21 protein-coding genes and 1 pseudogene are annotated in these 22,298 nt (G+C 71.9%); 9 read left to right on the top strand and 13 right to left on the bottom strand.

The features are described 5' to 3' along the window. Window positions 1-35: 35 nt before the first annotated feature. From ACFOW4_RS17215 to ACFOW4_RS17195, 5 genes are all read right to left on the bottom strand, one after another. Window positions 36-1,052: a coiled-coil domain-containing protein gene (locus ACFOW4_RS17215; protein WP_377528837.1), complete on the bottom strand. Its 1,017-nt coding sequence runs from the start codon at window positions 1,050-1,052 to the stop codon at window positions 36-38. A 195-nt stretch (window positions 1,053-1,247) separates the two neighbouring features. Further along, complete coding sequence (locus tag ACFOW4_RS17210; protein ID WP_377528834.1) at window positions 1,248-2,057, bottom strand: inositol monophosphatase family protein; 810 nt, start codon at window positions 2,055-2,057, stop codon at window positions 1,248-1,250. After that, window positions 2,050-2,502: a response regulator gene (locus ACFOW4_RS17205; RefSeq protein WP_377528832.1), complete on the bottom strand. Its 453-nt coding sequence runs from the start codon at window positions 2,500-2,502 to the stop codon at window positions 2,050-2,052. The genes ACFOW4_RS17210 and ACFOW4_RS17205 overlap by 8 nt, the downstream gene beginning before the upstream one ends. Then, on the bottom strand, window positions 2,499-4,250 hold the full coding sequence (locus ACFOW4_RS17200; RefSeq protein ID WP_377528830.1) for an ATP-binding protein: 1,752 nt from the start codon (window positions 4,248-4,250) through the stop codon (window positions 2,499-2,501). Before ACFOW4_RS17200 ends, ACFOW4_RS17205 begins: the two co-directional genes overlap by 4 nt. Next, window positions 4,247-5,446 carry a PP2C family protein-serine/threonine phosphatase gene (locus ACFOW4_RS17195; protein WP_377528828.1) on the bottom strand — a complete coding sequence of 400 codons (1,200 nt, stop codon included), beginning with the start codon at window positions 5,444-5,446 and terminating at the stop codon, window positions 4,247-4,249. Before ACFOW4_RS17195 ends, ACFOW4_RS17200 begins: the two co-directional genes overlap by 4 nt. A 285-nt stretch (window positions 5,447-5,731) precedes the next feature. Between ACFOW4_RS17195 and ACFOW4_RS17190 the strand changes: the two genes are divergently transcribed. Beyond that, window positions 5,732-8,152, top strand: a complete 2,421-nt coding sequence (locus tag ACFOW4_RS17190; RefSeq protein WP_377528826.1) for a M28 family peptidase — start codon at window positions 5,732-5,734, stop codon at window positions 8,150-8,152. A gap of 52 nt (window positions 8,153-8,204) precedes the next feature. On the opposite strand, the gene ACFOW4_RS17185 is transcribed toward ACFOW4_RS17190, so the two are convergent. From ACFOW4_RS17185 to ACFOW4_RS17170, 4 genes are read right to left on the bottom strand one after another with little or no spacing between them, the layout of a single operon-like run. Further along, window positions 8,205-9,146 (bottom strand): threonine/serine dehydratase, encoded by a 942-nt coding sequence (locus tag ACFOW4_RS17185; RefSeq protein WP_377528824.1) that lies wholly within the window; start codon window positions 9,144-9,146, stop codon window positions 8,205-8,207. A gap of 17 nt (window positions 9,147-9,163) precedes the next feature. Further along, window positions 9,164-9,469 (bottom strand): hypothetical protein, encoded by a 306-nt coding sequence (locus tag ACFOW4_RS17180; RefSeq protein ID WP_377528823.1) that lies wholly within the window; start codon window positions 9,467-9,469, stop codon window positions 9,164-9,166. A 48-nt stretch (window positions 9,470-9,517) separates the two neighbouring features. After that, window positions 9,518-10,036, bottom strand: coding sequence for a DinB family protein (locus tag ACFOW4_RS17175; RefSeq protein WP_377528821.1), 519 nt, complete (start codon window positions 10,034-10,036; stop codon window positions 9,518-9,520). A 39-nt stretch (window positions 10,037-10,075) separates the two neighbouring features. After that, a complete protein-coding gene (locus ACFOW4_RS17170) occupies window positions 10,076-10,426 on the bottom strand; it encodes a DoxX family protein (protein ID WP_377528818.1) in 351 nt (116 codons plus the stop codon). Window positions 10,427-10,805: 379 nt separating this feature from the next. Here ACFOW4_RS17170 and ACFOW4_RS17165 point away from each other — a divergent pair, with 379 nt between their 5' ends. Both ACFOW4_RS17165 and ACFOW4_RS17160 read left to right on the top strand, forming a co-directional pair. Continuing rightward, window positions 10,806-11,936 carry a hypothetical protein gene (locus ACFOW4_RS17165; RefSeq protein ID WP_377528817.1) on the top strand — a complete coding sequence of 377 codons (1,131 nt, stop codon included), beginning with the start codon at window positions 10,806-10,808 and terminating at the stop codon, window positions 11,934-11,936. Then, entirely contained in the window at window positions 11,933-12,463 is a 531-nt protein-coding gene (locus ACFOW4_RS17160) for a SigE family RNA polymerase sigma factor (protein WP_377528815.1), read from the top strand. The genes ACFOW4_RS17165 and ACFOW4_RS17160 overlap by 4 nt, the downstream gene beginning before the upstream one ends. A gap of 261 nt (window positions 12,464-12,724) precedes the next feature. Here ACFOW4_RS17160 and ACFOW4_RS17155 read toward each other — a convergent pair whose 3' ends face one another. From ACFOW4_RS17155 to ACFOW4_RS17145, 3 genes are all read right to left on the bottom strand, one after another. After that, window positions 12,725-12,979 carry a Smr/MutS family protein gene (locus ACFOW4_RS17155; protein WP_007465523.1) on the bottom strand — a complete coding sequence of 85 codons (255 nt, stop codon included), beginning with the start codon at window positions 12,977-12,979 and terminating at the stop codon, window positions 12,725-12,727. Window positions 12,980-13,091: 112 nt separating this feature from the next. Then, window positions 13,092-13,460 (bottom strand): tetratricopeptide repeat protein, encoded by a 369-nt coding sequence (locus tag ACFOW4_RS17150; protein ID WP_377528813.1) that lies wholly within the window; start codon window positions 13,458-13,460, stop codon window positions 13,092-13,094. Window positions 13,461-13,567: 107 nt separating this feature from the next. Then, window positions 13,568-14,338, bottom strand: coding sequence for an ROK family protein (locus ACFOW4_RS17145; protein WP_377528811.1), 771 nt, complete (start codon window positions 14,336-14,338; stop codon window positions 13,568-13,570). 62 nt (window positions 14,339-14,400) lie between these two features. Here ACFOW4_RS17145 and ACFOW4_RS17140 point away from each other — a divergent pair, with 62 nt between their 5' ends. The 3 genes and pseudogenes from ACFOW4_RS17140 (at window position 14,401) to ACFOW4_RS17130 (ending at window position 17,184) form a co-directional block, all read left to right on the top strand. Continuing rightward, entirely contained in the window at window positions 14,401-16,038 is a 1,638-nt protein-coding gene (locus tag ACFOW4_RS17140) for an ABC-F family ATP-binding cassette domain-containing protein (RefSeq protein ID WP_377528809.1), read from the top strand. 38 nt (window positions 16,039-16,076) lie between these two features. Beyond that, window positions 16,077-16,322 (top strand): annotated as a pseudogene (locus ACFOW4_RS17135) (hypothetical protein); the annotation flags it as partial. A 136-nt stretch (window positions 16,323-16,458) separates the two neighbouring features. Continuing rightward, window positions 16,459-17,184 (top strand): methyltransferase domain-containing protein, encoded by a 726-nt coding sequence (locus tag ACFOW4_RS17130; protein ID WP_377528808.1) that lies wholly within the window; start codon window positions 16,459-16,461, stop codon window positions 17,182-17,184. Between the two features lie 70 nt (window positions 17,185-17,254). On the opposite strand, the gene ACFOW4_RS17125 is transcribed toward ACFOW4_RS17130, so the two are convergent. Continuing rightward, complete coding sequence (locus ACFOW4_RS17125) at window positions 17,255-18,265, bottom strand: LacI family DNA-binding transcriptional regulator (protein WP_377528806.1); 1,011 nt, start codon at window positions 18,263-18,265, stop codon at window positions 17,255-17,257. A gap of 152 nt (window positions 18,266-18,417) precedes the next feature. Here ACFOW4_RS17125 and ACFOW4_RS17120 point away from each other — a divergent pair, with 152 nt between their 5' ends. The 3 genes from ACFOW4_RS17120 to ACFOW4_RS17110 are packed head-to-tail and all read left to right on the top strand — an operon-like array spanning window position 18,418 to window position 22,293. Continuing rightward, complete coding sequence (locus tag ACFOW4_RS17120) at window positions 18,418-19,932, top strand: alpha-N-arabinofuranosidase (protein ID WP_377528804.1); 1,515 nt, start codon at window positions 18,418-18,420, stop codon at window positions 19,930-19,932. 60 nt (window positions 19,933-19,992) lie between these two features. Next, on the top strand, window positions 19,993-21,321 hold the full coding sequence (locus ACFOW4_RS17115) for an ABC transporter substrate-binding protein (RefSeq protein ID WP_377528802.1): 1,329 nt from the start codon (window positions 19,993-19,995) through the stop codon (window positions 21,319-21,321). Between the two features lie 6 nt (window positions 21,322-21,327). Beyond that, window positions 21,328-22,293, top strand: a complete 966-nt coding sequence (locus ACFOW4_RS17110) for a carbohydrate ABC transporter permease (protein WP_377528800.1) — start codon at window positions 21,328-21,330, stop codon at window positions 22,291-22,293. The last annotated feature ends 5 nt before the right edge of the window (window positions 22,294-22,298 follow it).

Raw genomic sequence — 22,298 nt, 5'->3', positions numbered from 1 at the left:
GTCGCGATGGTACGCAGCGAAGCTGGTGCTCCGGGTCAGTACATCGACAGATGAACATGGTTCGTGTGGTCCGCGGCCGGACTGCCGCTGCCACTGTACGAGCGCCACCCGGTGCCGGGGTGCCAGATCTGCCGGTACCAGATCACGTAGAGCACGCCGAGCCGGCTGGCGTTGCGTACGTGCCAGGCGGCCAGGCTGTCGCCGTACGCCTTGTCGCCACCGGTCGCCGTCTTGTCCTCGAAGCCGTTGGTCGCGGCGGCGAAGTCGCAGGCCCGCCCCTTCGGGTGTTCGCCGTCGCCGCCGCTGCGGTGGCAGGAGACGTACCGCTTGTAGCCGGCCGCCTGGGTCTGCTTGAGGGCGTTGAGCGTGCGCGGGGTGATGCAGCCGGAGGTGGTCGGGTCGTCCACCGAGCAGGACTCCGACGGCCAGGACCCGTCCGGGTTGCGGGGTGCCGGCTTCGCCGACGCGGAACTGCCGCCGCTGAAGCCGTTGCTGCCGCCCGAGCTGACCGCGGCGAGTGCCGCCTCGGCCTCCTTCTTCTTCTTCGCCATCACGGCGAGCTGCTTCTGCTGCTCACGGACCTCGGCGTCGATCGCGACCTTGGCCTGCTGCGCCTGCTGCCGGGCGTCGGTCAGGTCGCGCAGCCGCCTGCCGTCCCGCTGCGCCATCAATTCGAGGTCGGCGGCGCGTTGCAGGAACTCCTGCGGGGTGGCGGTGTTGAGCAGCATCGACGTCGGGGTCAGCCGGCCGAGGCGGTACGAGTGCGCGGCCACCTCGCCCGCCTGGGCGGTCAGCTCGACCAGCCGGGCCTCGACGGTGCGCAGCTCGCCGGTCAGCGCCGCCTGCCGGCGCTTGGAGTTGTCCAGCTTGGCCTTCGCCTCGATGTGTCCCTTGGCGGTCAGCTCCAGCGCGTCGCGCAGCTTCTTGGTGCCGCCCTCGCCGGGCTCCGCGTACGCGGGCACCGCGCCGCCGGCGAGCAGCAGCGCGACGGCGGCGAGCAGAGCGAGCAGAGCGCGGCGACCGAGCTGCCGGCTGGGACTGGTCCTGGGCACGAAAGCGTCCTTCCGTCGACCGCCGGCCCCCGGTGAAATCCCTGCGCGGCGGCGGCCCCCGCCGGCGCCGGTCGGCGGCCTGCTGGCGGAGACCGCCGGTCACGATACCGGACCGGAAGTCGGTGACCAGCCCGGTGACCGGCCGAGCGGCCGAGGTTCGACGCAGGGTGTCGCCGTGGTCGCCGAGCGCGCGGATCAGGCGCCGAGGAGGGCGTCCCGGACCTCGGCCCAGATCTCCTCGTTGGCCGCGACGAGCAGCCCCCGCCCGTCGTCCGCCGGGTGGTAGTCGGTGCCGTCGAAGCGACGGGCGACGCCACCGGCCGCGCGGACCAGCACCGTACCCGGTGCGTGGTCCCACGGCAGGGTCCGCCAGAAGAGGGCGAACTGCTGCTCCCCGGTGAGGATGTCCAGGTACTCCCGACCGGCGCAGTGCTGGCCGGGCAGCAGCTCGCCGAGCCGCTCGCCGCCGGCGCGGACCCGGTCGCGGGACTCCGGCGGCAGGAACCGGGTCATCGCCGCGCCGCGCAGCTCCCCCAGCGGTGGCGCCTGCCCGGCGCCGCCGGCCGGCCGGCCGTTGAGCAGGGTGCCGTCGTCGACCCGGCCGGCTGCCAACGTCCCGGCCAGCGGGTCGAGGATCCACCCGGCGGTCGGCCGACCATCGGTCAGCAGAGCCACCATCAGGGCGAACGGCCGTCGGCCGGCGGCGAAGTTGGCGGTGCCGTCGACCGGGTCGACCAACCAGACGTCCCCGCCGCCACGCAGGTGCCGCAGCAACCCCGGGTCGTCGGCGACCCCCTCCTCACCCACGACCATCGACCCCGGCCGCAGCTGGCGCAGCCGGGCGGAGATCAGCGCCTCGGCCCGGCGGTCGGCGACGGTAACCACCTCACCGGGTGCCTTCTCCGACACGTCGGCCTCGTCGAGCTTGCGGAACAGCGGCAGCACGACCTGGTCGGCGGCCTCCCACAGCAGGTCGCCCACGTCGTCGAGCATGGTGTCAGCCACGCGGCGGCAGCTTGACCACGCTGACGAAGAACTCGTCGATCTGCCGGACCACCGAGATGAAGCGCTCGAAGTCGACAGGCTTGGTCACGTAGGCGTTGGCGTGCAGCTGGTAGCTGCGCAGGATGTCCTCGTCGGCCTGCGAGGTGGTCAGCACCACCACCGGGATCCGACGCAGGTCCTCGTCCTTCTTGATCTCCTCCAGCACCTCCCGGCCGTCCCGGCGGGGCAGGTTGAGGTCGAGCAGGATCAGGTCGGGCGCCACCGCGTCCGCGTACGGATCCTCACGGCGCAGGTAGGCGAGTGCCTCGGCGCCGTCGGAGACGACGGTGAGGCGGTTGCGGAGCTTGTGCTCCTCGAACGCCTCCTGGGTCATCAACACGTCACCCGGGTCATCCTCGACCAGCAGGACCTCGATCGGGCTCTTGCCGTCCGCCGGCGCGGTCATCCCACCGTCTCCCTCATGTCACCCGTTCTACCGCCTTCCGGCGGGTTGTCGGCCCGGTCCGGCCGGTCCGGCCCCGTGGACTGCTCCGGCAGTGCGGCGGAAACCTCGCCCGCCGGCAGGGCCTCGCCGGTCGCGTCGTCCGTCGCGGGGGTCGCCGCCTCCGGCGACTCCAGGGCGGCGGCGGCAGCGGCGGCCTCGACGTCCTTGGGGAGCGCCGGCAGGGTGAACCGGATCGCGGTGCCCTCCGGCACGTCGGTGTCCACCCAGACCTGGCCGCCGTGGTACTCCACGATCTTCTTGACGATCGCCAGCCCGATGCCGGTGCCGGGGTACGCGTCCTTCGAGTGCAACCGCTGGAAGATCACGAAGATCTTGTCGGCGAACTCGGGCTCGATCCCGATGCCGTTGTCCTGGCAGCTGATCTCCCACTCGTCGCCCACCAACCGGGCCGAGATGTGCACCTTCGGCGGCACATCCGGACGGCGGAACTTGATCGAGTTGCTGACCAGGTTCGCCAGCAGGTTGGTGAGCAGCGGCTCCTCACCCCGGATCACCGGCAGCTCGGTCCAGGTCAGCTCGGCGTCGGCGTACTGCCGGGCCGCCTCGGTCTGCCCGGCCACGTCGCCCATCACCTTGTTCAGGTCGACCTCGACGAAGCCCGTGGTGAGCCGGCCGATCCGGGAGAACGCCAGCAGGTCGTTGATCAGCCGCTGCATCCGCTGCGCGCCGTCCACCGCGAAGGCGATGTACTGGTCGGCGCGCTCGTCGAGCTGCCCCGCGTAGCGGCGTTGGAGCAGCTGGCAGAAGCTCGCCACCTTGCGCAGCGGCTCCTGGAGGTCGTGCGAGGCCACGTACGCGAACTGCTCCAGGTCGCGGTTGGAGCGGGTCAGCTCCTCGGCCTGCTTCTGGAGCTGGCCGTTGACCCACTCGATCCGCTCGCGGGCCTCGCGTACCTCGGCCAGGTCCTTGGCGATCTTGCGGCGCATGGCGTCCACGTCCTCGCCGAGCTGGAGGAACTCCGGCGGGCCGACGACGGCGATGCCGTGCTGGTAGTCGCCCTCGGCGACCTCGCGGACCTGGTCGGCCAGCCCGGTCAGCGGCCGGATCACCATCCGGTCCAGCGAGAGCAGCAGCACCCCGCCGGCGACGACCACCACCAGCGCGGCGACGATCAGCAGGACGACCAGCAGGTTGCTGCTGCTGCGTACGTCGTCGGCGGCCTGCTGCCGGGCGGCGAGGATCTCCTGCTGGAGGCCTTCCACCGCGGCCCGGACCTGGTCGAACTGCTGCCGGGCCTGGTCGGTGATCAGCGCCTGGCCGGCCGCCGTGCCGCTGCGCTGGGTGGTGCTCACCACCGGCACGGCCACCGTCTGCCGCCACTGCTCGGCGCGCTGCTCGAGGATCCGCAGCTCCTGGTCGATCTGGGGATAGTCGTCGAGCAGCTTCCGCATCGAGGCGACCCGGTCCTGCTCCTGCTTCACACCCGCCTGGTACGGGCTCAGGTCGGCCGGGTCACCACTGACCGCGTAGCCGCGGACCGCCGTCTCCTGGTCGAGCAGCGCGTTGAGCAGCTCCTGCGCCTGCACCCGCAGCGGGCCGGTCTTGTTGAGGATGGCGTCGACCTGGGTGCGGTTGCGCGCGGCCACCGTCCCCTCCGCGGCGGCGAGGCCGAGCAGCAGCACACCGACGACGACGAGCAGGGTGATGACCCGGCGGCGCAGACTCCAGCCGCCGACCACCGGCGTCACCGGCCACCACCCCGGCTGACCAGCAGCATGGCCACGTCGTCGGCGAGCGGGCCACCGTTGATCTGCTCGGCCCGGCCGACCAGCCACGCCGGCAGCTCAGGCAGCGCCACCTCGCGGTTGGCCGGCTCGTCGAGCAGCCCGCTGAGCCCCGGCACGTCGAGCCGCTCGTCGCCCTCGCCCACCCGCCCCTCGATCAGGCCGTCGGTGTACATCAGCAGGGACCAGTCATCGGTGTCGAACTCCAGGTCGTGAGCGATCGGCCGGCGGGGTCGTACGCCGAGCAGCAGGCCGCCGGGCGCCGGCACCGGCACGACCCGCCCTCCGGAGAGCAGCAGTGGCGGCGGATGCCCGGCCAGTCGGACGGTGGCGCGGTTGGCGTCCAGGTCCAGCCGGGTGGTGGCCACCGTCGCGAAGATCTCCTGGAGCCGGCGCTCGCTCATCAGCACCTGCTCCAGCGCGGGCAGCACCTCGTCGTCGGGCACCCCGGCGAGCACCAACGCCCGCCAGGCCACCCGCAGCTCGACGCCGAGCGCGGCCTCGTCGACGCCGTGCCCGCAGACGTCGCCGACGATCAGGTCCAGGCGGTCGGGGCGGGTCTGCACCACGTCGAAGAAGTCCCCGCCGATCAGCGCGGCGTGCCGGCCCGGCCGGTAGAAGGTGTGCACCGCCACCTCGTCAGTGGTCATCAGCGGCTGGGGCAGCAGGCCGCGTTCGAGGCGGGCGGACTCGGCCTGGCGCAGCTCGACCTCGCGCAGCCGGCGGGCGTTCTCGTCGGCGCGCTTGCGTTCCACTGCGTAGCGCAGCGCCCGGGTCAGCAGCACGCCGTCGACCTGGCCCTTGACCAGGTAGTCCTGCGCGCCCTCGGCCACCGCGACGATGCCCAGGTGCTCGTCGGAGCGGCCGGTCAGCACGCAGACCGCGGCGCCGCTGGCCATCTCCAGCACCTGGCGCAGCCCGTCCAGGCCCTGCGCGTCGGGCAGCCCCAGGTCGAGCAGGACGCAGTCGATGCCCGTCACCCGCTGCCGTGCCTCGCTGAGGCTGGTGGCCACCAGCAGCTCGATCATCGAGTTGGTTTCGGCGAGCAGCTCGCTGACCAGGAAGGCGTCGCCCTCGTCGTCCTCCACCAGCAGCACCCGAAGTCGCTCGCCCGGCGGCAGGTTGGCGTGTCGCCCCAGACCACCGTGCGGATACGGCACGACTGAGGAACCGGCCAGGCCGGTCCTCCGGTGCGGCCGGGTCACCGCCGCGAGTCGCGGGAGGTCGCTGGTGATGTCGGGCTCCTTCCGAGTGCCCTGCTGATCCTGTATTACACAACGGCCGCACACAACACGGCGGGCGCGGCGCGGCCGGGGATGGGGCGGATCACTACCGCCAGAGGACAAACCGGGCGGCCTTTGGTCGGCCCGTGTCCCAGGCGCACCACCGGGGGCCGCGGGAGGGCAGGATGATGCCACCCCTGGTCCCACCCCCGAGGAGTTCCCGTGGGCGCACCCCCCACCCCCGCCCCGGCGGGCACGCCGGTCCGCCCCGGCCCGCGCGTACCCGCCGCCGATCGCGCACTGGCCCGGCCGCGCCGGCGGCTCGCGGCTGCCGCGGCCGCCCTGGCCGCGCTGGTCGCCGTCGGCGCCGGCAGCCTGCTGGACCTGCGCACCCCGGCGCCGCTGCCGGTGGACGCGCCACCGGGCGAGTTCAGCGCCGGCCGGGCGTTCGAGGACGTGCGGGTGATCGCCGCCCGGTCGCACGTCGCCGGCAGCCCGGCCAACGACCAGGTCCGCGCGCACCTGGAGCAGAAGCTGCGCGGGCTCGGCCTGGCCACCGAGGTGCAGGACACCGTCGCCCCGGAGGCCGGGCAGCTCAGCGGGGCCGCCGGCGGGGCCACCCTGGCCCGGGTACGCAACGTGGTGGCCCGGCTGCCCGGCACCGACCCGACCGGCCGGGTCTTCCTGGTCGCGCACTACGACTCGGTGCAGACCGGGCCGGGCGGCAACGACGACGCGGCCGGCACCTCGGCGATCCTGGAGGTGGCCCGGGCGCTGACCACCGGTCCCCGGCCGCGCAACGACATCGTCTTCGTGCTCACCGACGCCGAGGAGGCGTGCCTCTGCGGCGCGTCGGCGTTCGCCGCCAGCCATCCGCTGGCCGCCGACGGCGGGGTGGTGCTCAATCTGGAGGCGCGCGGCTCCACCGGTCCGGTGATCATGTTCGAGACGTCCCGGAACAACGCGAAGCTGGTGGACGTGTTCGGCCGGGCCGCCCCGCACGCGGTCGGCACCTCGTTCGCGGTGGAGATCTACCGCGCGCTGCCCAACGACACCGACTTCACCGCCTTCCTGGACCGGCGCTTCGTCGGGCTGAACTCGGCGTACATCGACGGCGGGGCGATCTACCACACGCCGCTGGACACCCCGGCGGCCCTGGACCGGGGCAGCCTCCAGCAGCACGGCGACAACGCGCTGGGCCTGGCCCGGGAGTTCGGCCGTACCGACTTGACCGACCTGCGCTCCGGGCACGACGCCACCTATTTCCCGGTGCCCGGCGGCCTGGTCCGCTACCCCGGCTGGCTCACCCTGCCACTGGCCCTGCTCGCGCTCGTTGCGGTGGCCGCGCTGGGCTGGCTGACCCGCCGGCGGGGCCGGACCAGCACCGGTCGGCTCGCCGCCGGTTTCGGGCTCACCCTGGTGCCGATCGTGGCGGCGCCGCTGGCCGCCCAACTGCTCTGGGCGGCGATCACCGCGATCCGGCCGGGCTACGCCGAGCTGCTCGACCCGTACCGGCCGGTCTGGTACCGGCTGGCCGTGGTGGCGCTCGCCGCCGCCATCGTGTTCGTCTGGTACGCGCTCACCCGCCGCCGGGTCGGCCCGGCCGCGCTGGCCGTCGGCGGCCTGGCCTGGCTGGCCCTGTTCGGGGTGCTGCTGGCCGTGGCGGTGCCGGGCGGGGCGTACCTCACCACCCTGCCGGCGCTGGCCGGCGCGCTCGCCGGGCTGGTCGCGCTCAACACCCGGCTGGACGGGCCGTGGCCGGTGGTGGCGTTGACCGCCGCCGGCGCGGTCGGCGTACTCATCCTGCTGCCCACCGTCGTGCTGCTCTTCCCCGCGCTGGGGATGGCGATGGGCGGGGTGGCTGCGCTGGTCGCGGTGCTGCTCGGGCTGGCCGCGCTGCCGGTGGTCGACCTGCTGCACCCGCAGGCGGGCGGCCAGCGCGGGATGGTCGCGCTGCGGGCCCGGCGGCTCGCGGTGCTGCCGGCTGGCGCCGCCGCGCTGGCGGCGGTGGTGTTCGCCGGGGCCGGGCTGGCCGTGGATCGGTTCGACGCCGCGCACCCCGCGCCCACCCACCTGATGTACGCCCTGGACGCGGGCACCGGCCAGGCCCGCTGGCTGAGCCACGAGACCGACCCGCAGCCGTGGACGGCCGGCTACGTGGACGCGGTGACCGACGTCGGCGACGAATTCCCGGGGCTGGGCGACGGTGAGCTGCGGGCCGGCCCGGCGCAGGCGGCGAACCTGCCGGCGCCGAAGCTGGAGTCGCTCGCCGACTCCACCACCGGCGGCGAGCGCACCCTGCGACTGCGGCTCACCCCGCAGCGGGCGGTCCGGCTGGCCACCCTGCACGTCGACACGTCGACCGCCACCGTGCTGCGGGCCGAGGTGGCCGGCCGACCGGTGCCGGTCGAGCCGCGCGACGGCCGGTGGGGCTTCGGGGTGGTGTTCCACGCCCCGCCCCAGGAGGGGATCGAGTTCACGCTGGTCCTGCGTCCGCGCGCGGGTCAGGTCGCGTTGCGGGTGATGGACGCCAGCGACGGGCTGGACGGGTTGCCGGGCTTCCGCCCCCGCCCGTCGGACGTCGGGGTCGTCGGCTCGCACAGCTCCGAGATGCTGGCGGTCGCCCGCACGTATCCCATCTGACGGCGAGCGGCCCGGCGGAGTTCTTCCTCCGCCGGGCCGCCGCTCTCCGGGGTCAGTGCGGCGCGGCGGGGCCCAGGTCGCTCGGGTCGGTGTTGCCGCCGCAGACGATCAGCGCCACCCGCTCCCCCGCCTGCGGCACGTACGCGCCGGCGACCAGCGCGGCCAGGGCCGCCGCCCCACCCAGCTCGGCGGCGACGCGCAGCTCCGACCAGAGCAGGCGACGTGCCCGCACCAGGGCCTCGTCGGGCACCAGGACGGACAGCACGCCGGTCCGGCGCGCCGTCTCGAAGGCGATGTCGCCGATCCGGCGGGCGCCCAACGAGTCCGTCGCGATGCCGCCCACCTCGATGTCGACCGGACGCCCCGCCTTCAGGGCGGAGTGCAGGGTGGGAATCCGCTCGGGCTCGACGGCGACGACGCGTACCCGGCCGTCGAACCAACTGGCGATCCCGGACACCAGGCCGCCGCCCCCGACCGCCACCAGGACGGTGTCGACTCCGTCCAGTTGCCGTTCCAGCTCCCGGCCGACGGTGCCCTGGCCGGCCACCACCTCCGGTTGGTCGTACGCGTGCACGACCAGCGCGCCGGTCTCCTCGGCACGGCGCGTGCTCGCCGCCAGCGCCTCGGCGTAGTGCTGGCCCACCTGCCGCACCTGGGCGCCGAGACCCGCCAGCCGCTGCACCTTCACCGGCGAGGAGGTGACCGGGACGAAAACCTCCGCGGGCACGCCCAGCGAGCGGGCCGCGTACGCGACGGCGAGGCCGTGGTTGCCGCCGGACGCGGCCAGCACCCCCGCCGGGGGCAGCGGCCCCTGGAGCATCCGGTTGAACGCGCCGCGCGGCTTGAACGAACCGGTGTGCTGGTGCAGTTCGAGCTTCAGGCTGAGCCGCCCCGGCACGCCCAGGTCCCCGCCGTCGACGGCGATCACGGGAGTTTCCCGTACCCGGCCTTCCACTAGCGCGGCAGCGGCCTCGACGTCGCTTCTGTCCACCATCGGAAACGCACCCTTCGCTATGGCCGGTGAGTCAGTCGCCCACCGAGCCGGATCGTCCACGGCTCGATGCTGTCGACCCGCAGATGCGTCCCGCTCCACGGATCGCGACCCAGCGTGGCGCGGACGAACTCCTCCGACTCGGCGACGACGGCGAGCACCACGCGGTGCTCGTCGGCCAGTGGCCCACCCAGGACGACGAAGCCCGCCTCGACGAGCTCATCCATGAACGACGCGTGCGCGACCCAGTCGGGCTGCTCCTCCATCGGCCGCGTCGGGTCCCACCGTGGACCACTGCGATGCAGGATCACCAGGAACGTCGCCATGCCCGGACGCTACTGCACCGGCCCGTCGGGGCTTCCCCGACGCGCTCCTCAGACGCCCCTGGCCCCGTCAATGGCCTGTCGCAGCAGGTCCGCGTGCCCGTTGTGGCGGGCGTACTCGGCGATCATCTGCAGGTGGACGTAGCGCAGCGACGCCACGTCCTCGTCGGGGAAGGTGAATGTGTCGCCCATGGCGGCCTCAGCCACGGCCTGACGTGCCAGGTCGGTCTCCTCGACCAGCCGGTCGTAGTCGGATCGGGCGCTCGCCGGGTCGATGTCCTCGAAGTCGGCGTCGCGCCACTCCGTCGTGGAGTAGAGCGTGCCCAACGGTTCGCCGCGGAAGAGCACCCGGAACCAGGTGCGCTCGACCTTGGCCATGTGTCGAATGAGACCGAGCAGCGAGAGGTTCGAGAAGGCCAACGGCGTCCGTGCCAGTTGTTCGGCATCGAGGCCCGCGCACTTGTGGAGCAACGTGGCGCGCTGCCAGTCGAGGAGACGACGAAGCTGGTCGGCCTCCGGCGCGACGAGAACGTCGTCGGGACGGCTCACCTCGGGGGCGGTCCACGTCATCGGGCCATGATGGCACGCGCTGGGGACACCGCCCCCGGATCACCAGTGGTATTTCAGGTTCACGGCCAGTGCGGCCACCGCCGTGGAGAAGAACACGGCCCAACCCACCAGCTGGCGGGAACCAACCCGCAGGTGGGCGAGGAGCGCACCGACGAAGTACAGCACGAGACCGGCGGCGGCGAGTGTCCCCAGCAGCGGAACGGCGAACCCGGCCAGCAGTCCCAGGGAGCCTGCCGCCAGCAACATGCCCAGCACCGGTACCCACGACCGTGGCACGCGCTTCATGTCCGCCTGGGCTTTCGGATAGTCGTGGCCGATCAGGTAGGTGACGGCGGCGATGCCGTTGAAGATCGAGGCAAGGATGGTGACCGTGACGTAAGCCGCGAACATGGACGCTCCAGGGTGGTCGTTTGCCCTGAGGACGAGGTGACCCGGTGCGGTGTGACGTGCCGTGCGGTGATTTTGTGCCCGAGCTTCGCGTTGCCCCGGTACAGCTTTCGCTCGGCCTAGCCGGCGTCGTCGACGTATCGGACCCGCCAGCGCTTTCCCCGGCCGTGCCGCTTGGACGGTAGCCGCTTGCCGTCCGAACCGCGCTTGCCCAAGTACCAGAGATCATCGACCGGCACGTCAGGATGCCTTCACAGGGGACTTTCACTGTCAACAGCTGCTGCCGTAGTGGCCCAGCTGGAACGTAGAGGATCAGTGGAACCCAATTGCTTCCCAGGGTCTTTTAGGCAGGTGGAAGATCGACCACGGGAGGTATGCACAAGTGACTGAGCGGATTCGATCGCTGCTCGACGCGGCGGCCGCCGAGACACGGCCAAGGGTTGTTGATCCGGTGTCAGAGGTGCTGCGGCGCGGGCGGGCGAGCCGTCGCCGACACCTGGCCACGGCTGGCGTGGCCAGTGCCGTCGCGGTCGCTCTGCTCGGCACCGGCGGCTTGGTGGCAGCCAACCGGACGGGCGCTGGCATGCTTGCCGCGAACCCGTCGCCGAGCACCGACACTGCTCGGACGTCACCGCCGCTACCGAGTGAACGGCCGATCAAAGGCGCTGCAACGCCACCTGACCGGCCGAAGGTGTCCGTGAGGGTGACCGACTCGGACGTGCGGATCAACGGACTGATCCTGAAGGTCCGGAGCGGCTGGCAGGTAGTTCAGGGAGACGGCGGTAAGCCGGTGACTGACTGCGAGATCGCCCCCGGCTCGATTCTGGTCAATGCCAACTGGGCTCCCGGCGGCGACTGCGATGCCCGTGCCCAAATTCAGGTCCGTCCCTGGCAGCCGCAGTCCTACCCGCTCGGCGCCCCGACGAGGTTCAGTGAGGGTGTCAGCGAGGTCATCCTGCCAGGCGGGCAGCCGGCCTGGCTGACCGACAACGACGTCCGCAACTTCCGCGCGTTCAAGCGGTCCAGCTGGGCGGCCTTCAACGTCAACATGCCCTGGGCCGGGGCAGCGCTCACCGTCGAAACCCCGACGGGGGAACTGGACACCTTGCTCGGCTCGGTCAGCAGCGAGGCGGTGTCGCCGGGCCGGCTGGTCCTGCCCGATTCCGCCCAGACGGCAATCCTCGCCGGAGCGAAGCAGGACCGGCTCGACTCCACCGACGCCGTCGCGGTGGCAAAGGTGCTCAAGCGGCTGCGCGGAGTGGACCGGGTCGTGAACGATGGTGAGCTGCCGTGCGCCTCGGCGCAACAACTCTCCCCGGTCTGGAAGGCCGCCGGCAGGGACATGGCCACTCTGACCCTCACCTACCCGTCCGGCATGCCTGAGGCGGTGATCGCCATCAGCAGTACCGACGCCTGTGCGTTCGCCACCTCCTCCATGGGCGGACGGGTTTGGTTGCCAGCCGGGTTCCTCGCCGAGGTCCGGGCCCTACTCGCCCCCGGATCGGGGACGTGAGCGCTCCTGCGGCCGGTCCGGTGGGTTTCGCTGGGTTTGTCAACGCGCGATACGCCAGCCTGGTCCGACACGGCACCCTGCTGACCGGAGACCACGGACACGGTGAAGACCTCGCGCAGGAGGCCCTGGTCAAGACGTACCGTGCCTGGCACCGGCTGCACCCGGACGGCGACCCCGACGCGTACACCCGACAGGTGATGGTGCGGGCGGCTTGGCGGGCCGGACGGCGGCTGTGGCGCCGGGAGATCCCCACCGCGGAGCTGCCGGATCGGCGGGCGGCCGACCCCTACGAGCCCTTCGACACCGCTCGGCTTGTGCTCAACGCGCTGCGGGGACTGCCCGCCCAGCAGCGAGTGGTACTGGTGCTGCGGTACTGGGCCGGGCTCAGCGAGCAGGAGATCGCCGACATGCTGAACTGCTCGACCGGCACGGTGAAGAGCCGAGCCAGCCGGGCGATGAACACCCTTCGCCGAGCCGATGGCCCGTTGGCCGAGGCGTTCGAAAAGTCTCCGGCGGGCTCGAACTGACCCGCCGTCGGCCCACCATCCGGGGTGGCGGGCCGACGGCGGGAACCCGCCATCCCACTGCTCCCACAGCGGTACACAGTCCAGAGCGGTGACGTCGGCGCGCACGAGATGCAGCGCATGGGCAGCGCCGGCTCTCCTGCGTGCCGAGGCCTTTGCTACGCGACGTGCCCGTGCCAGCCCTGAGGAGAAACCGACGGAAGGCGTTTCCGCAGTTCAGAGGCCAGGCCAGGGATAGTGCGGGAGGTCGGGAAGCCGCAGCTTCTACTTCCAGCGGAAGTGCACAAAGAGCCGGCCGAAGTTCTTGGAGTCCTTCTCCACCCGGTGGTAGAGCTGCTTGACGTCCTTCTGGTCCAGGAACCGCAGGACCCGCTTCTTGAGCTGACCCGATCCCTTTCCCGGAATGATCTCCACGAGGGTGGCCTTCTTCGCCACCGCCTCGTCCATGATCCCGCGCAGCGCGCGGTCGATGTCCTGGCCCTTGTTGAAGATCTCGTGCAGGTCCAGCTTGAGCTTCATGCCGCACCCGCCGGCCGGTCAGGTCCCATGCCCGCCATCCTAGGCACCCGCCGCGCGGTGCCCGACAGACGACGAAGGGCGGCCCCGAAGGGCCGCCCGCTCACCGACACGCTCAACGAGCGCCGCCGAGGCGGGACTCCACCCGCTCCAGCGCGATCCGGTAGTCGTCGTTGGCCGCGTACATGGCGGCGGCGATGCGCAGGTGCCGCAGCGCGTCCGTGGGGCGGTTCATCCGCTCCAGCGTCCGGCCCAGCACGTGGTGCGCGTAGTGGTCGCTCGGGTCCCGGTCGACCAGCTCGCGGAGCTGCTCCTCGGCCCGGTTGAGCTGGGCCGACTGGAAGTACGCGCGGGCCAGCAGTTGCCGTACCGCAGCGTTGCCGGGCTCGGCGTCCACGATCGGCTCCAGCAGTCGGGCCGCTCCGGTCGGGTCGCCGGTCTCGAAGAACATGGTCGCCCGCCGGTAGTCCGCCAGAAGATCCATCTGCCCACCTCCTCGGGTTCGCGCCGTCTCCACTCCGACGCTGGCACAACACCGGCCGGATGGCGACTGTTCCCCGAGTCGTGCAGGGCCAGGGCCGGCCCGATCGGTCAGGTCCGGGCGTCGCGGTGGCTGGCGGCCAACTCCCAGGCGCGGACGCCGCCGACGATCCCGGCGGTGTTCGGCACCACCACCACATCGTCGCCCATCCGGGCCAGCTGTTCGGGGCGGATCAGCCGCGAGTTGCCCCCGCCCAGGTAGAGCCGGTCCCACCGGAACACCGGGCGCAAACCGTCCACCACCTGCCGAATCCGGCGGGACCAGAAGGCGTCGCCGAGCCGCCGCCGCTCCGGCTCACCCACGTACGTGTCGTAGGTGGTGCCCCAACGCACCGGCGCGTGGGACAGCTCCAGGTGCGGCGCGAGCACCCCGCCGTCGAAGAGTGCGCTGCCCAGCCCGGTGCCCAGGGTCAGCACCAGCTCGCAGCCGGTCCCGGCGACCACCCCGGCCCCGTGCACCTCGGCGTCGTTGAGCACCAGCGCCGGCACCCCGAACGCCTCGGCCAGCGCGCCCCGCGCGTCCCAGCCGGACCACTCGGCGAGCAGGTCCGGATCGACCCGGGTACGTGGCCCGGCCCGGGTGACGTAGTGCGGGGTGGCCACCACCACACCGTGCCGGATCATTCCCGGCATTCCGACCGTCAGCCGGTCCGCCGCCGGCAGCCGCCCACCCAGGTCGAGCAGGGTCTTGACGAACAGCGCGGGCGGCAGCGGGTACGGGGTCGGCACGCGCATCGGCCGGGCCCGCATCGTGCCGGCCTCGTCGAGCACCGACGCCTTGATGCCGCCGCCGCCACAGTCGATCGCCAGTGTGGTCACCACGACCCTGAGTCTGCCCCGTGCACGTCGGCTGCATGCCGGCGGCCGGATAGGCTCCCGTCCTGATGAGCGCCACGATGATCGTCAAGGATCTTGCCGCCGGGCACGGCGACCGACCCCTCTTCGCCGGGCTGGACCTCGTCGTCGCCCCCGGCGACGTGGTCGGCCTGGTCGGGCCGAACGGCGCCGGCAAGTCGACGCTGTTGCGTACCCTCGCCGGGCTGTTGCCGGTGGAGGCCGGCACGGTCACGCTGAGCCCGCCCACCGCGAGCGTCGGGCACCTGCCGCAGGAACCGGAGCGGCGCCCGGGCGAGACGGTGCGCGACTTCCTGGCCCGGCGGACCGGCGTGACCGGCGCGCAGGCGGCGCTGGACGCGGCCACCGAGGCGCTCACCGTCGGCGCGGCCGGCTCCGACGACGCGTACGCCGATGCCCTGGAGCGCTGGCTCACCCTGGGCGGGGCGGACCTGGACGAGCGGGCCGAGCAGGTGAGTGCCGACCTGGGGCTCGCGGTCGACCTGGATCACCCGATGACCGGGCTCTCCGGCGGCCAGGCGGCCCGCGCCGGGCTGGCGTCGCTGCTGCTCAGCCGCTACGACGTGTTCCTGCTCGACGAGCCGACCAACGACCTGGACCTGGCCGGGCTGGAGCGGCTGGAGGAGTTCGTCACCGGCCTGCGGGCCGGGACGGTGCTGGTCAGCCACGACCGGGAGTTCCTCACCCGCACGGTGACCCGGGTGCTGGAGCTGGACCTGGCGCAGCAGCAGGTGAACCACTACGGCGGTGGCTACGCGGCCTACCTGGAGGAGCGCGAGGTGGCCCGCCGGCACGCCCGCGCCGACTTCGAGGAGTACGCCGACACCCGGGCCGGCCTGGAGGCGCGGGCCCGGACCCAGCGCTCCTGGATGGAGAAGGGCGTCAAGAACGCCCGGCGGAAGGCCACCGACAACGACAAGATCGGCCGGAAGTTCCGCAGCGAGGCGACCGAGAAGCAGGCGTCCAAGGCCAAGCAGACCGAGCGGCTGATCGAGCGGCTGGAGGTGGTCGAGGAGCCGCGCAAGGAGTGGGAGCTGCGGATGGAGATCGCTGCCGCGCCCCGCGCCGGGGCCGTGGTGGCCACCCTCCGAAACGCGGTGGTACGCCGGGGCGGCTTCACCCTCGGGCCGGTGGACCTCCAGATCGACTGGGCGGACCGGGTGGCGGTGACCGGCGCCAACGGGTCGGGCAAGACCACCCTGCTCGCGGCCCTGCTCGGCCGGCTGCCGCTGGACGAGGGCACCGCCTCGCTCGGCCCCGGCGTGGTGGTCGGCGAGGTGGACCAGGCCCGTGGGCTCTTCCTGGGCGACGCGCCGCTGATCGACGCGTTCCAGGCCGCCGTACCGGAGATGTCGCCGGCGGACGCGCGGACCCTGCTGGCCAAGTTCGGCCTGCGCGCGGCGCACGTGCCGCGGCCGGCGATCACCCTCTCCCCCGGCGAGCGGGCCCGGGCGGCACTGGCACTGCTCCAGGGGCGCGGGGTCAACCTGCTGGTGCTCGACGAGCCGACCAACCACCTGGACCTGGCCGCGATCGAGCAGCTGGAGTCGGCGCTGGCCAGCTACCCGGGCACGCTGCTGCTGGTCACCCACGACCGGCGGATGCTGGCTGCCATCGAGACCAACCGCCGACTGCGGGTCGACGCCGGACGGATCGCCGAGGACTGATCCGTGCCGGCGGGCCGCGGCGGGGTGAGAATGACCCCATGCTCAAGTGGGAGTACGCGCTGCTGGTCCGCCGCCGCCAGGCGGCGACCAACGACCTCGGCTGGGAGGTCGTCTTCGTCTGGTACGGCCCGGACGGCTCGATGGTCGAAGTGACGCCGTACGGCGACACCGCGCTCGCCCACCTGAACCGGGCCGGCGACCAGGGCTGGGAACTGGTCGCGATGAGCGAGGACCCGTCCCTGCCCGGCAACAACGAGCTGCACCGCTACCACCTCAAACGCCCCAAGCCCGCCGCTCCGCCGCCCCGGCAGCGGATGCGCGGCGGCGGCCGCCCCGGTCGCCGCACCATCTCCGGCTGACCCGTCGCGAGCGGGCATATCGGGCGCGGTTGCGGGTAACGCGCGGCGGGAGGTGGCCCGCATGGTCGCGTTGGCACAGACGCCGCCCTCGGCCGACCGGCTGCGGGCGATCGATGATTTCCTCGCCGAGGCGTGGGCGGACCAGGTCCGGCACGACGACCGGCTACGCCCCCTGGCGGTCGAGGTGCGGTTCGACCGGGGGGTGGCCCACCTGAGTGGGGAGGTCACGAAGCCGGCTCAGCTGCGGCTGGTCCGGGACCTGGTGGGTCGGCTGGCCGGCGTGCTGGGTGTCTGGTGCCGGGTGGGGGTCGGCGGCCGGGAGCCGGTGGTGGTGGACCTGGGTTGCGGGGCCACCAAGCAGTGGCCGGGCAACCTGGGCCTGGACATCTTCCCGGCGCCGGGCGTGGACGCGGTCGCGGACCTCTCCGGGTCGCTCCCGCTGGCCGACGATTCGGTGGACGTGCTGTTCGCCGTGCACATCCTGGAGCACCTGATCGATTTCCTGCCGCTGGTCGACGAGTGCCACCGGGTGCTGCGCCCGGGTGGTGTGCTGCACGTGATGAGCCCGTGGTGGGGGCACGTCAACGCGGTGGCCGACCCAACGCACGTGCGGCTGCTGGACGTACAGACGGTCAAGGGGGTCTGCCTGCAACGCCCGCCCGGCACCCCGCGCTGGTATCCGCTGCACGCCGGCTGCGACGGCGCCTCCATCTTCGCCGACCTCACCCCCCTGCCAGCCGACGCCGACCCCCCACCCCCGTCCCACCTCGCCCGCTTCTTCGACTGATCGACCACCCCGGCCCCGAAATGCCGGAAACCTCATGATCGACGAGGAGGGCGCACGGTGGAGGGGCGGATCAGGGGGTGGGTTGCGTGCTCTCGCGTAGTTCCAGGCGGTAGGGGGCCGAGAGTTCGCGGGCGGGGGCGCTGCGGTCACCCTCCAGACGCTCGGCGAGCAGCTCGACGGCCAGCCTCGCGATCTGGGCCTTGTCCGGGGCCACCGTCGTGAGGGTGGGGATCGAGAAGCGCCCATCCTCGATGTCGTCGAACCCGACCACCGCGACGTCCTCGGGCACCCGCAAACCGGCCTCGTGCAGGGCGCGCAGGGCGCCCAGGGCGAGGGTGTCGTTGAAGCAGAAGACAGCGTCGGGGCGTACCCCGGAGTCGAGCAGGCCGCGCATCGCGGCCGCGCCGTCGGCGCGGTGCCAGGCCGGCGCGGGCGCCACCAGCGCCTCGTCGTAGCCCAGGCCGGCCCCGATCAGCGCGTCGGCGTAGCCGGTGAGCCGGAGCCGGGCGCTGGCCCCCTCCGGGGTGCGTTGCGAGCCGATGGCGGCGATGCGGCGACGGCCGAGCCGGATCAGGTGGGTGGTGATCTCCCGGGCCGCGGCCACGTTGTCGATGACCACGTGGTCGGCGGGGCCGTGGTCGACCCGTTCGCCGAGCAGCACCATCGGGGTGCCGTCCAGGCCGGCCAGGTCCTCCGCGGTGAGCGCCAGTGGACTGAAGATCAGACCGTCGATCAGGTGGTCGGTGATGCCGGAGGCCACCACCCGCTCCTGCTCCCGGCCACCGCCGGTCTGGTCGATCAGCACCGTCCAGCCGAACTCGGCGGCGGCGGTGACCACGTAGCGGGCCAGCTCGGCGAAGTACGGGATGTCCAGTTCCGGTACGGCCAGCGCGATCACGCCCGTGCGGCCCTTGCGCAGGTTGCGCGCGGAGAGGTTGGGCCGGTAGTTGAGCTCGGCGATCGCCTCCTCCACGCGGGCCCGGGTGTCCGGCCGGACGTGCACGTACCCGTTGACGACGTTGGAGACGGTCTTTACCGACACTCCGGCCCGTTCGGCCACGTCCTTGAGCCTGTGTCGCACTCCGCAACCTCCCCGATGTAACACTCCGCACCCTACCGCGTCACCAGCCCTTTACAACGTTGCCTACAACGTTGTAGAAACCATGTATACCGGGGGACCGGTGACTGCGGTCACCGCGCCCGGCACCTGGCAATGAGGAAAGGTGGCACCCCTTGCGGACCGCGCAGTTGACGATCGACCCGGCCTTCGCGATCGGACCGGCCGACCGACGTCTCTTCGGCTCCTTCGTCGAGCACATGGGGCGGTGCGTCTACGGTGGGATCTACGAGCCCGGCCACCCCACCGCCGACTCCCGTGGGCTGCGTGGCGACGTCCTGGAGCTGACCCGGGAGCTGGGCGTCTCGGTGGTCCGCTACCCCGGCGGCAACTTCGTCTCCGGCTACCGCTGGGAGGACGGGGTGGGCCCGGTCGGCGACCGGCCGCGCCGGCTCGACCTGGCCTGGAAGACGATCGAAACCAACGCGTTCGGGCTGGACGAGTTCATGACCTGGGCCGCCGAGGCCGGCGTCGAGCCGATGATGGCGGTGAACCTTGGCACCCGCGGCGTCCAGGAGGCGCTGGACCTGCTCGAGTACTCGAACCACCCGGGCGGCACCGCACTGTCCGACCTGCGGCGCAAGCACGGCGCGGAGGACCCGTACGGGGTGCGACTGTGGTGCCTGGGCAACGAGATGGACGGCCCGTGGCAGGTCGGCCACAAGACCGCCGACGAGTACGGCCGGCTGGCCGCCGAGGCCGCCCGGGCGATGAAGATGATCGACCCGTCGATCAGCCTGATCGCCTGCGGCAGCTCCAACCGGCGGATGCCCACCTTCGCCGCGTGGGAGGCCACCGTCCTGGAGCACACCTACGAGCACGTCGACTACATCTCGGCGCACACCTACTACGACCCGTCCGACGGCGACCAGGCCAGCATCCTGGCGTCGGCCGTCGACATGGACAACTTCATCACCGAGGTGGTGGCGACCGCCGACCACGTCGCGGCCAAGCAGCGCCACAAGCGCAAGCTGAAGATCTCGTTCGACGAGTGGAACGTCTGGTACGAGTCCCGCCTCCAGGCCGACCTGGACCGCCGCGGCTGGGTCGAGGCTCCGGCCCTGATCGAGGACAACTTCACCGCGGTGGACGCCGTGGTGGTCGGTGACCTGCTGATCACCCTGCTCCGGCACGCGGACCGGGTCGGTGTGGCCGCCCAGGCCCAGCTGGCCAACGTGATCGCGCCGATCCGCACCCGCAACGGCGGCCCGGCCTGGCGGCAGAGCATCTTCCACCCGTTCGCGCTGACCGCCCGGTACGCCCGGGGCACGGTCCTGCGCACCGAGCCGGTGTCGCCGAACTACGAGACCAAGAAGTACGGGGACGTGCCGGTGCTCGACACCGTCGCCGTGCACGACGAGGAGACCGGCGAGCTGACCGTCTTCGCGGTCAACCGTGGCACCGAGGATCTCCCCCTCGACCTGGACCTGCGCGGCCTGCCGGGCATGTCGGGTCTGTCCTTCCTCAGCCTCGCCGCCGGGTCCGACCCGACGGCGATCAACACCGAGGCCGACCCCGACCGGGTGACGCCTCGGGAACTGCCCACCCCCACCCCGGACGGTGGCCGGTGCTCCGTGCGCCTGCCCGCCGTCTCCTGGAACGTGCTGCGCTTCGGCCCGGCCGGCGCCTGATGTCGTACCGGGTTTGACCAGGCACAATTCAATTCCGTCCCCCCAAGGAGAGATACCAGCATGATCCAGAACGAAATGAGCCGGCGGCGCCTGCTCGGTCTCGGTCTCGGTCTCGGTGCCGCGGCCTCGCTGACCCTCGCCGGCTGCGGCGGTGGCGACGAGAGCTCGGGGCCGGCCGCCGGAAACGGTGGCAAGGAGTACACGGGCCCCAAGGTGGACCTGAAGCTGTGGAACGGGTTCACCGGTGGTGACGGCGACATCTTCAAGGCGCTGGTCAACCAGTTCAACACCGAGCACAAGAACATCGCGGTGACGATCGCCACGTACCAGTGGGAGGACTACTACAACAAGCTCCCCGGTGCGGCCTCCAGCGGCAACGGCCCGGACATCGCGGTCATGCACATGGACCAGCTCGCCACCTTCGCCGCCCGCGGCGTGATCACCGAGCTGGACGACGTGGCCAAGACCCTGGAGCTCTCCGAGGGCGACTTCGCCCCCACGGTGTGGAAGGGCGGGATCTACAACAACAAGCGGTACGGCATCCCGCTGGACATGCACCCGATGGGCTTCTACTACAACAAGGCCGTCATGCAGAAGGCCGGCCTGGACCCGAACAAGCCGCCGACGACCAAGGACGAGTACACCGCCGCGCTGACCGAGCTGAAAAAGGCCGGCGTGCAGGGCTTCTGGGTCAGCCCGTTCCAGTTCACCGGCGGCATGACCTTCTACTCGCTGCTGAACCAGTGGGGCGGCACGCTGTTCGACGCCGAGGTGGCCAAGGCCACGTTCAACTCGGACCCGGCCGTCGAGGCCTGCACCTGGCTGGTCGACATGATCAAGCAGGGCTTCTCGCCGGCCAACGTCGGCCAGGACGCCGACTACCTGGCGTTCAAGAGCGGCAAGAACGCGTTCAACTGGAACGGCATCTGGCAGATCAACGACCTCAAGAAGAGCCCCGAGGTCCAGTGGGGCGTCGCGCCGCTCCCGCAGATCGGCAGCAAGCCGGCCGCGTGGGCCAACTCGCACAACTTCACCATCGTGAAGCAGCGGGCCAACGACGCCAACAAGGTCTCCGGGGCGAAGGTCTTCATCAACTGGCTCAGCGAGCACTCGCTGGACTGGGCCAAGGGCGGCCAGATCCCGGCCCGCAAGGAGGTCCGTGAGGGCGCCGAGTTCAAGGCGCTGCCGGAGATCTCGTCGCTCGCCCCCGAGCTGGAGTACGCGGCCTTCCCGCCGGCGGCTCCGGGTCTGGGCGAGGTCATGACGACCTTCTACAACTCCTTCAACGAGGCCGCGCTGGGCAAGAAGTCGCCCAAGCAGGCGCTCGACGACGGTGTTGCGAAGGCCAACAAGCAGCTCGAGGACAACCGCAAGAAGTACGGGAGCTGATTCTCCGTGGCGGACGTGATCGAGGTCGGGGCGGCGCGCGGTGACGCGCCGCCCTCGGCGGCCAAGGGTGCCCGCAAGGGCGCTTCGGCGGGCCGGACCGGACGGGCGACGCCGTACCTTTTCCTCGCCCCGTACCTGGTCCTGTTCGGGGTGTTCGGCCTGCTGCCGATCATCCTGGGCCTGTGGCTCAGCGTGCACCAGTGGGACTTCCAGCTGCCCAACCGGCCGTTCGTCGGGTTGGACAACTACAAGGAGCTGTTCTCCAGCGACTCCGCCGTCTACGGCGACTGGTGGGAGAGCGTCCGCGCCACCGCGATCTTCACGGTGCTGTCGGTTCCGCTGCTGGTGGTCGTCCCGCTCGGGCTGGCGCTACTGCTGAACCGTTCCTTCCCGGGTCGGACCTTCTTCCGGGCGATCTACTTCGCGCCGTACGTGCTGGGCGTCGCGGTGATCGGCCTGCTCTGGCGGTTCCTGCTCGACGCCAACCTGGGCCTGGTCAACCGGCTGCTCGGGGTGGTCGGGCTGCCCGCGGACACCCCCTGGGTGACCAACATGCCGTGGGCCTGGATCTCGCTGGTCGGGGTGACCGTCTGGTGGACCTCCGGCTTCAACGCGGTGATCTACCTGGCGGGCCTGCAGGACATCTCTCCGGAGCTGTACGAGGCGGCCCGGATGGACGGCGCGAGCGCCTGGCAGCGGTTCCGCAACGTCACGCTGCCCGGGTTGCGCCCGGTGCTGCTCTTCGTGATCACCACGACCGTGCTCGCCTCGGCGAACATGTTCGGCCAGTCGTTCCTGATCACCCAGGGAGCGCCCGGCACGGAGACCCGCACGGTGGTGTGGTTCATCGTCGAGACGGGGCTGCGGAACAACAACGCCGGTAAGGCCGCCGCCATGAGCATCGTGTTCGCCCTGATGCTGACCGTCGTGAGCCTCGCCAACTTCCGCCTCTTCCGCTACAAGGAAGACTGAGGGGA

Origin of the sequence: Micromonospora sp. GCM10011542, assembly GCF_042650685.1 — a bacterium.
Taxonomy (GTDB): domain Bacteria; phylum Actinomycetota; class Actinomycetes; order Mycobacteriales; family Micromonosporaceae; genus Micromonospora.
This window is presented reverse-complemented; position numbering and strand designations above follow the sequence as displayed.

Bases quoted from the DNA above. Each gene is read 5' to 3' on its own strand.
- ACFOW4_RS17205 (WP_377528832.1), bottom strand. From the start codon at position 2,502: ATGACCGCGCCGGCGGACGGCAAGAGCCCGATCGAGGTCCTGCTGGTC.
- ACFOW4_RS17185 (WP_377528824.1), bottom strand. From the start codon at position 9,146: ATGGTGGACAGAAGCGACGTCGAGGCCGCTGCCGCGCTAGTGGAAGGC.
- ACFOW4_RS17180 (WP_377528823.1), bottom strand. From the start codon at position 9,469: ATGGCGACGTTCCTGGTGATCCTGCATCGCAGTGGTCCACGGTGGGAC.
- ACFOW4_RS17175 (WP_377528821.1), bottom strand. From the start codon at position 10,036: ATGACGTGGACCGCCCCCGAGGTGAGCCGTCCCGACGACGTTCTCGTC.
- ACFOW4_RS17170 (WP_377528818.1), bottom strand. From the start codon at position 10,426: ATGTTCGCGGCTTACGTCACGGTCACCATCCTTGCCTCGATCTTCAAC.
- ACFOW4_RS17155 (WP_007465523.1), bottom strand. From the start codon at position 12,979: ATGAAGCTCAAGCTGGACCTGCACGAGATCTTCAACAAGGGCCAGGAC.
- ACFOW4_RS17150 (WP_377528813.1), bottom strand. From the start codon at position 13,460: ATGGATCTTCTGGCGGACTACCGGCGGGCGACCATGTTCTTCGAGACC.
- ACFOW4_RS17140 (WP_377528809.1), top strand. From the start codon at position 14,401: ATGAGCGCCACGATGATCGTCAAGGATCTTGCCGCCGGGCACGGCGAC.
- ACFOW4_RS17130 (WP_377528808.1), top strand. From the start codon at position 16,459: ATGGTCGCGTTGGCACAGACGCCGCCCTCGGCCGACCGGCTGCGGGCG.
- ACFOW4_RS17115 (WP_377528802.1), top strand. From the start codon at position 19,993: ATGATCCAGAACGAAATGAGCCGGCGGCGCCTGCTCGGTCTCGGTCTC.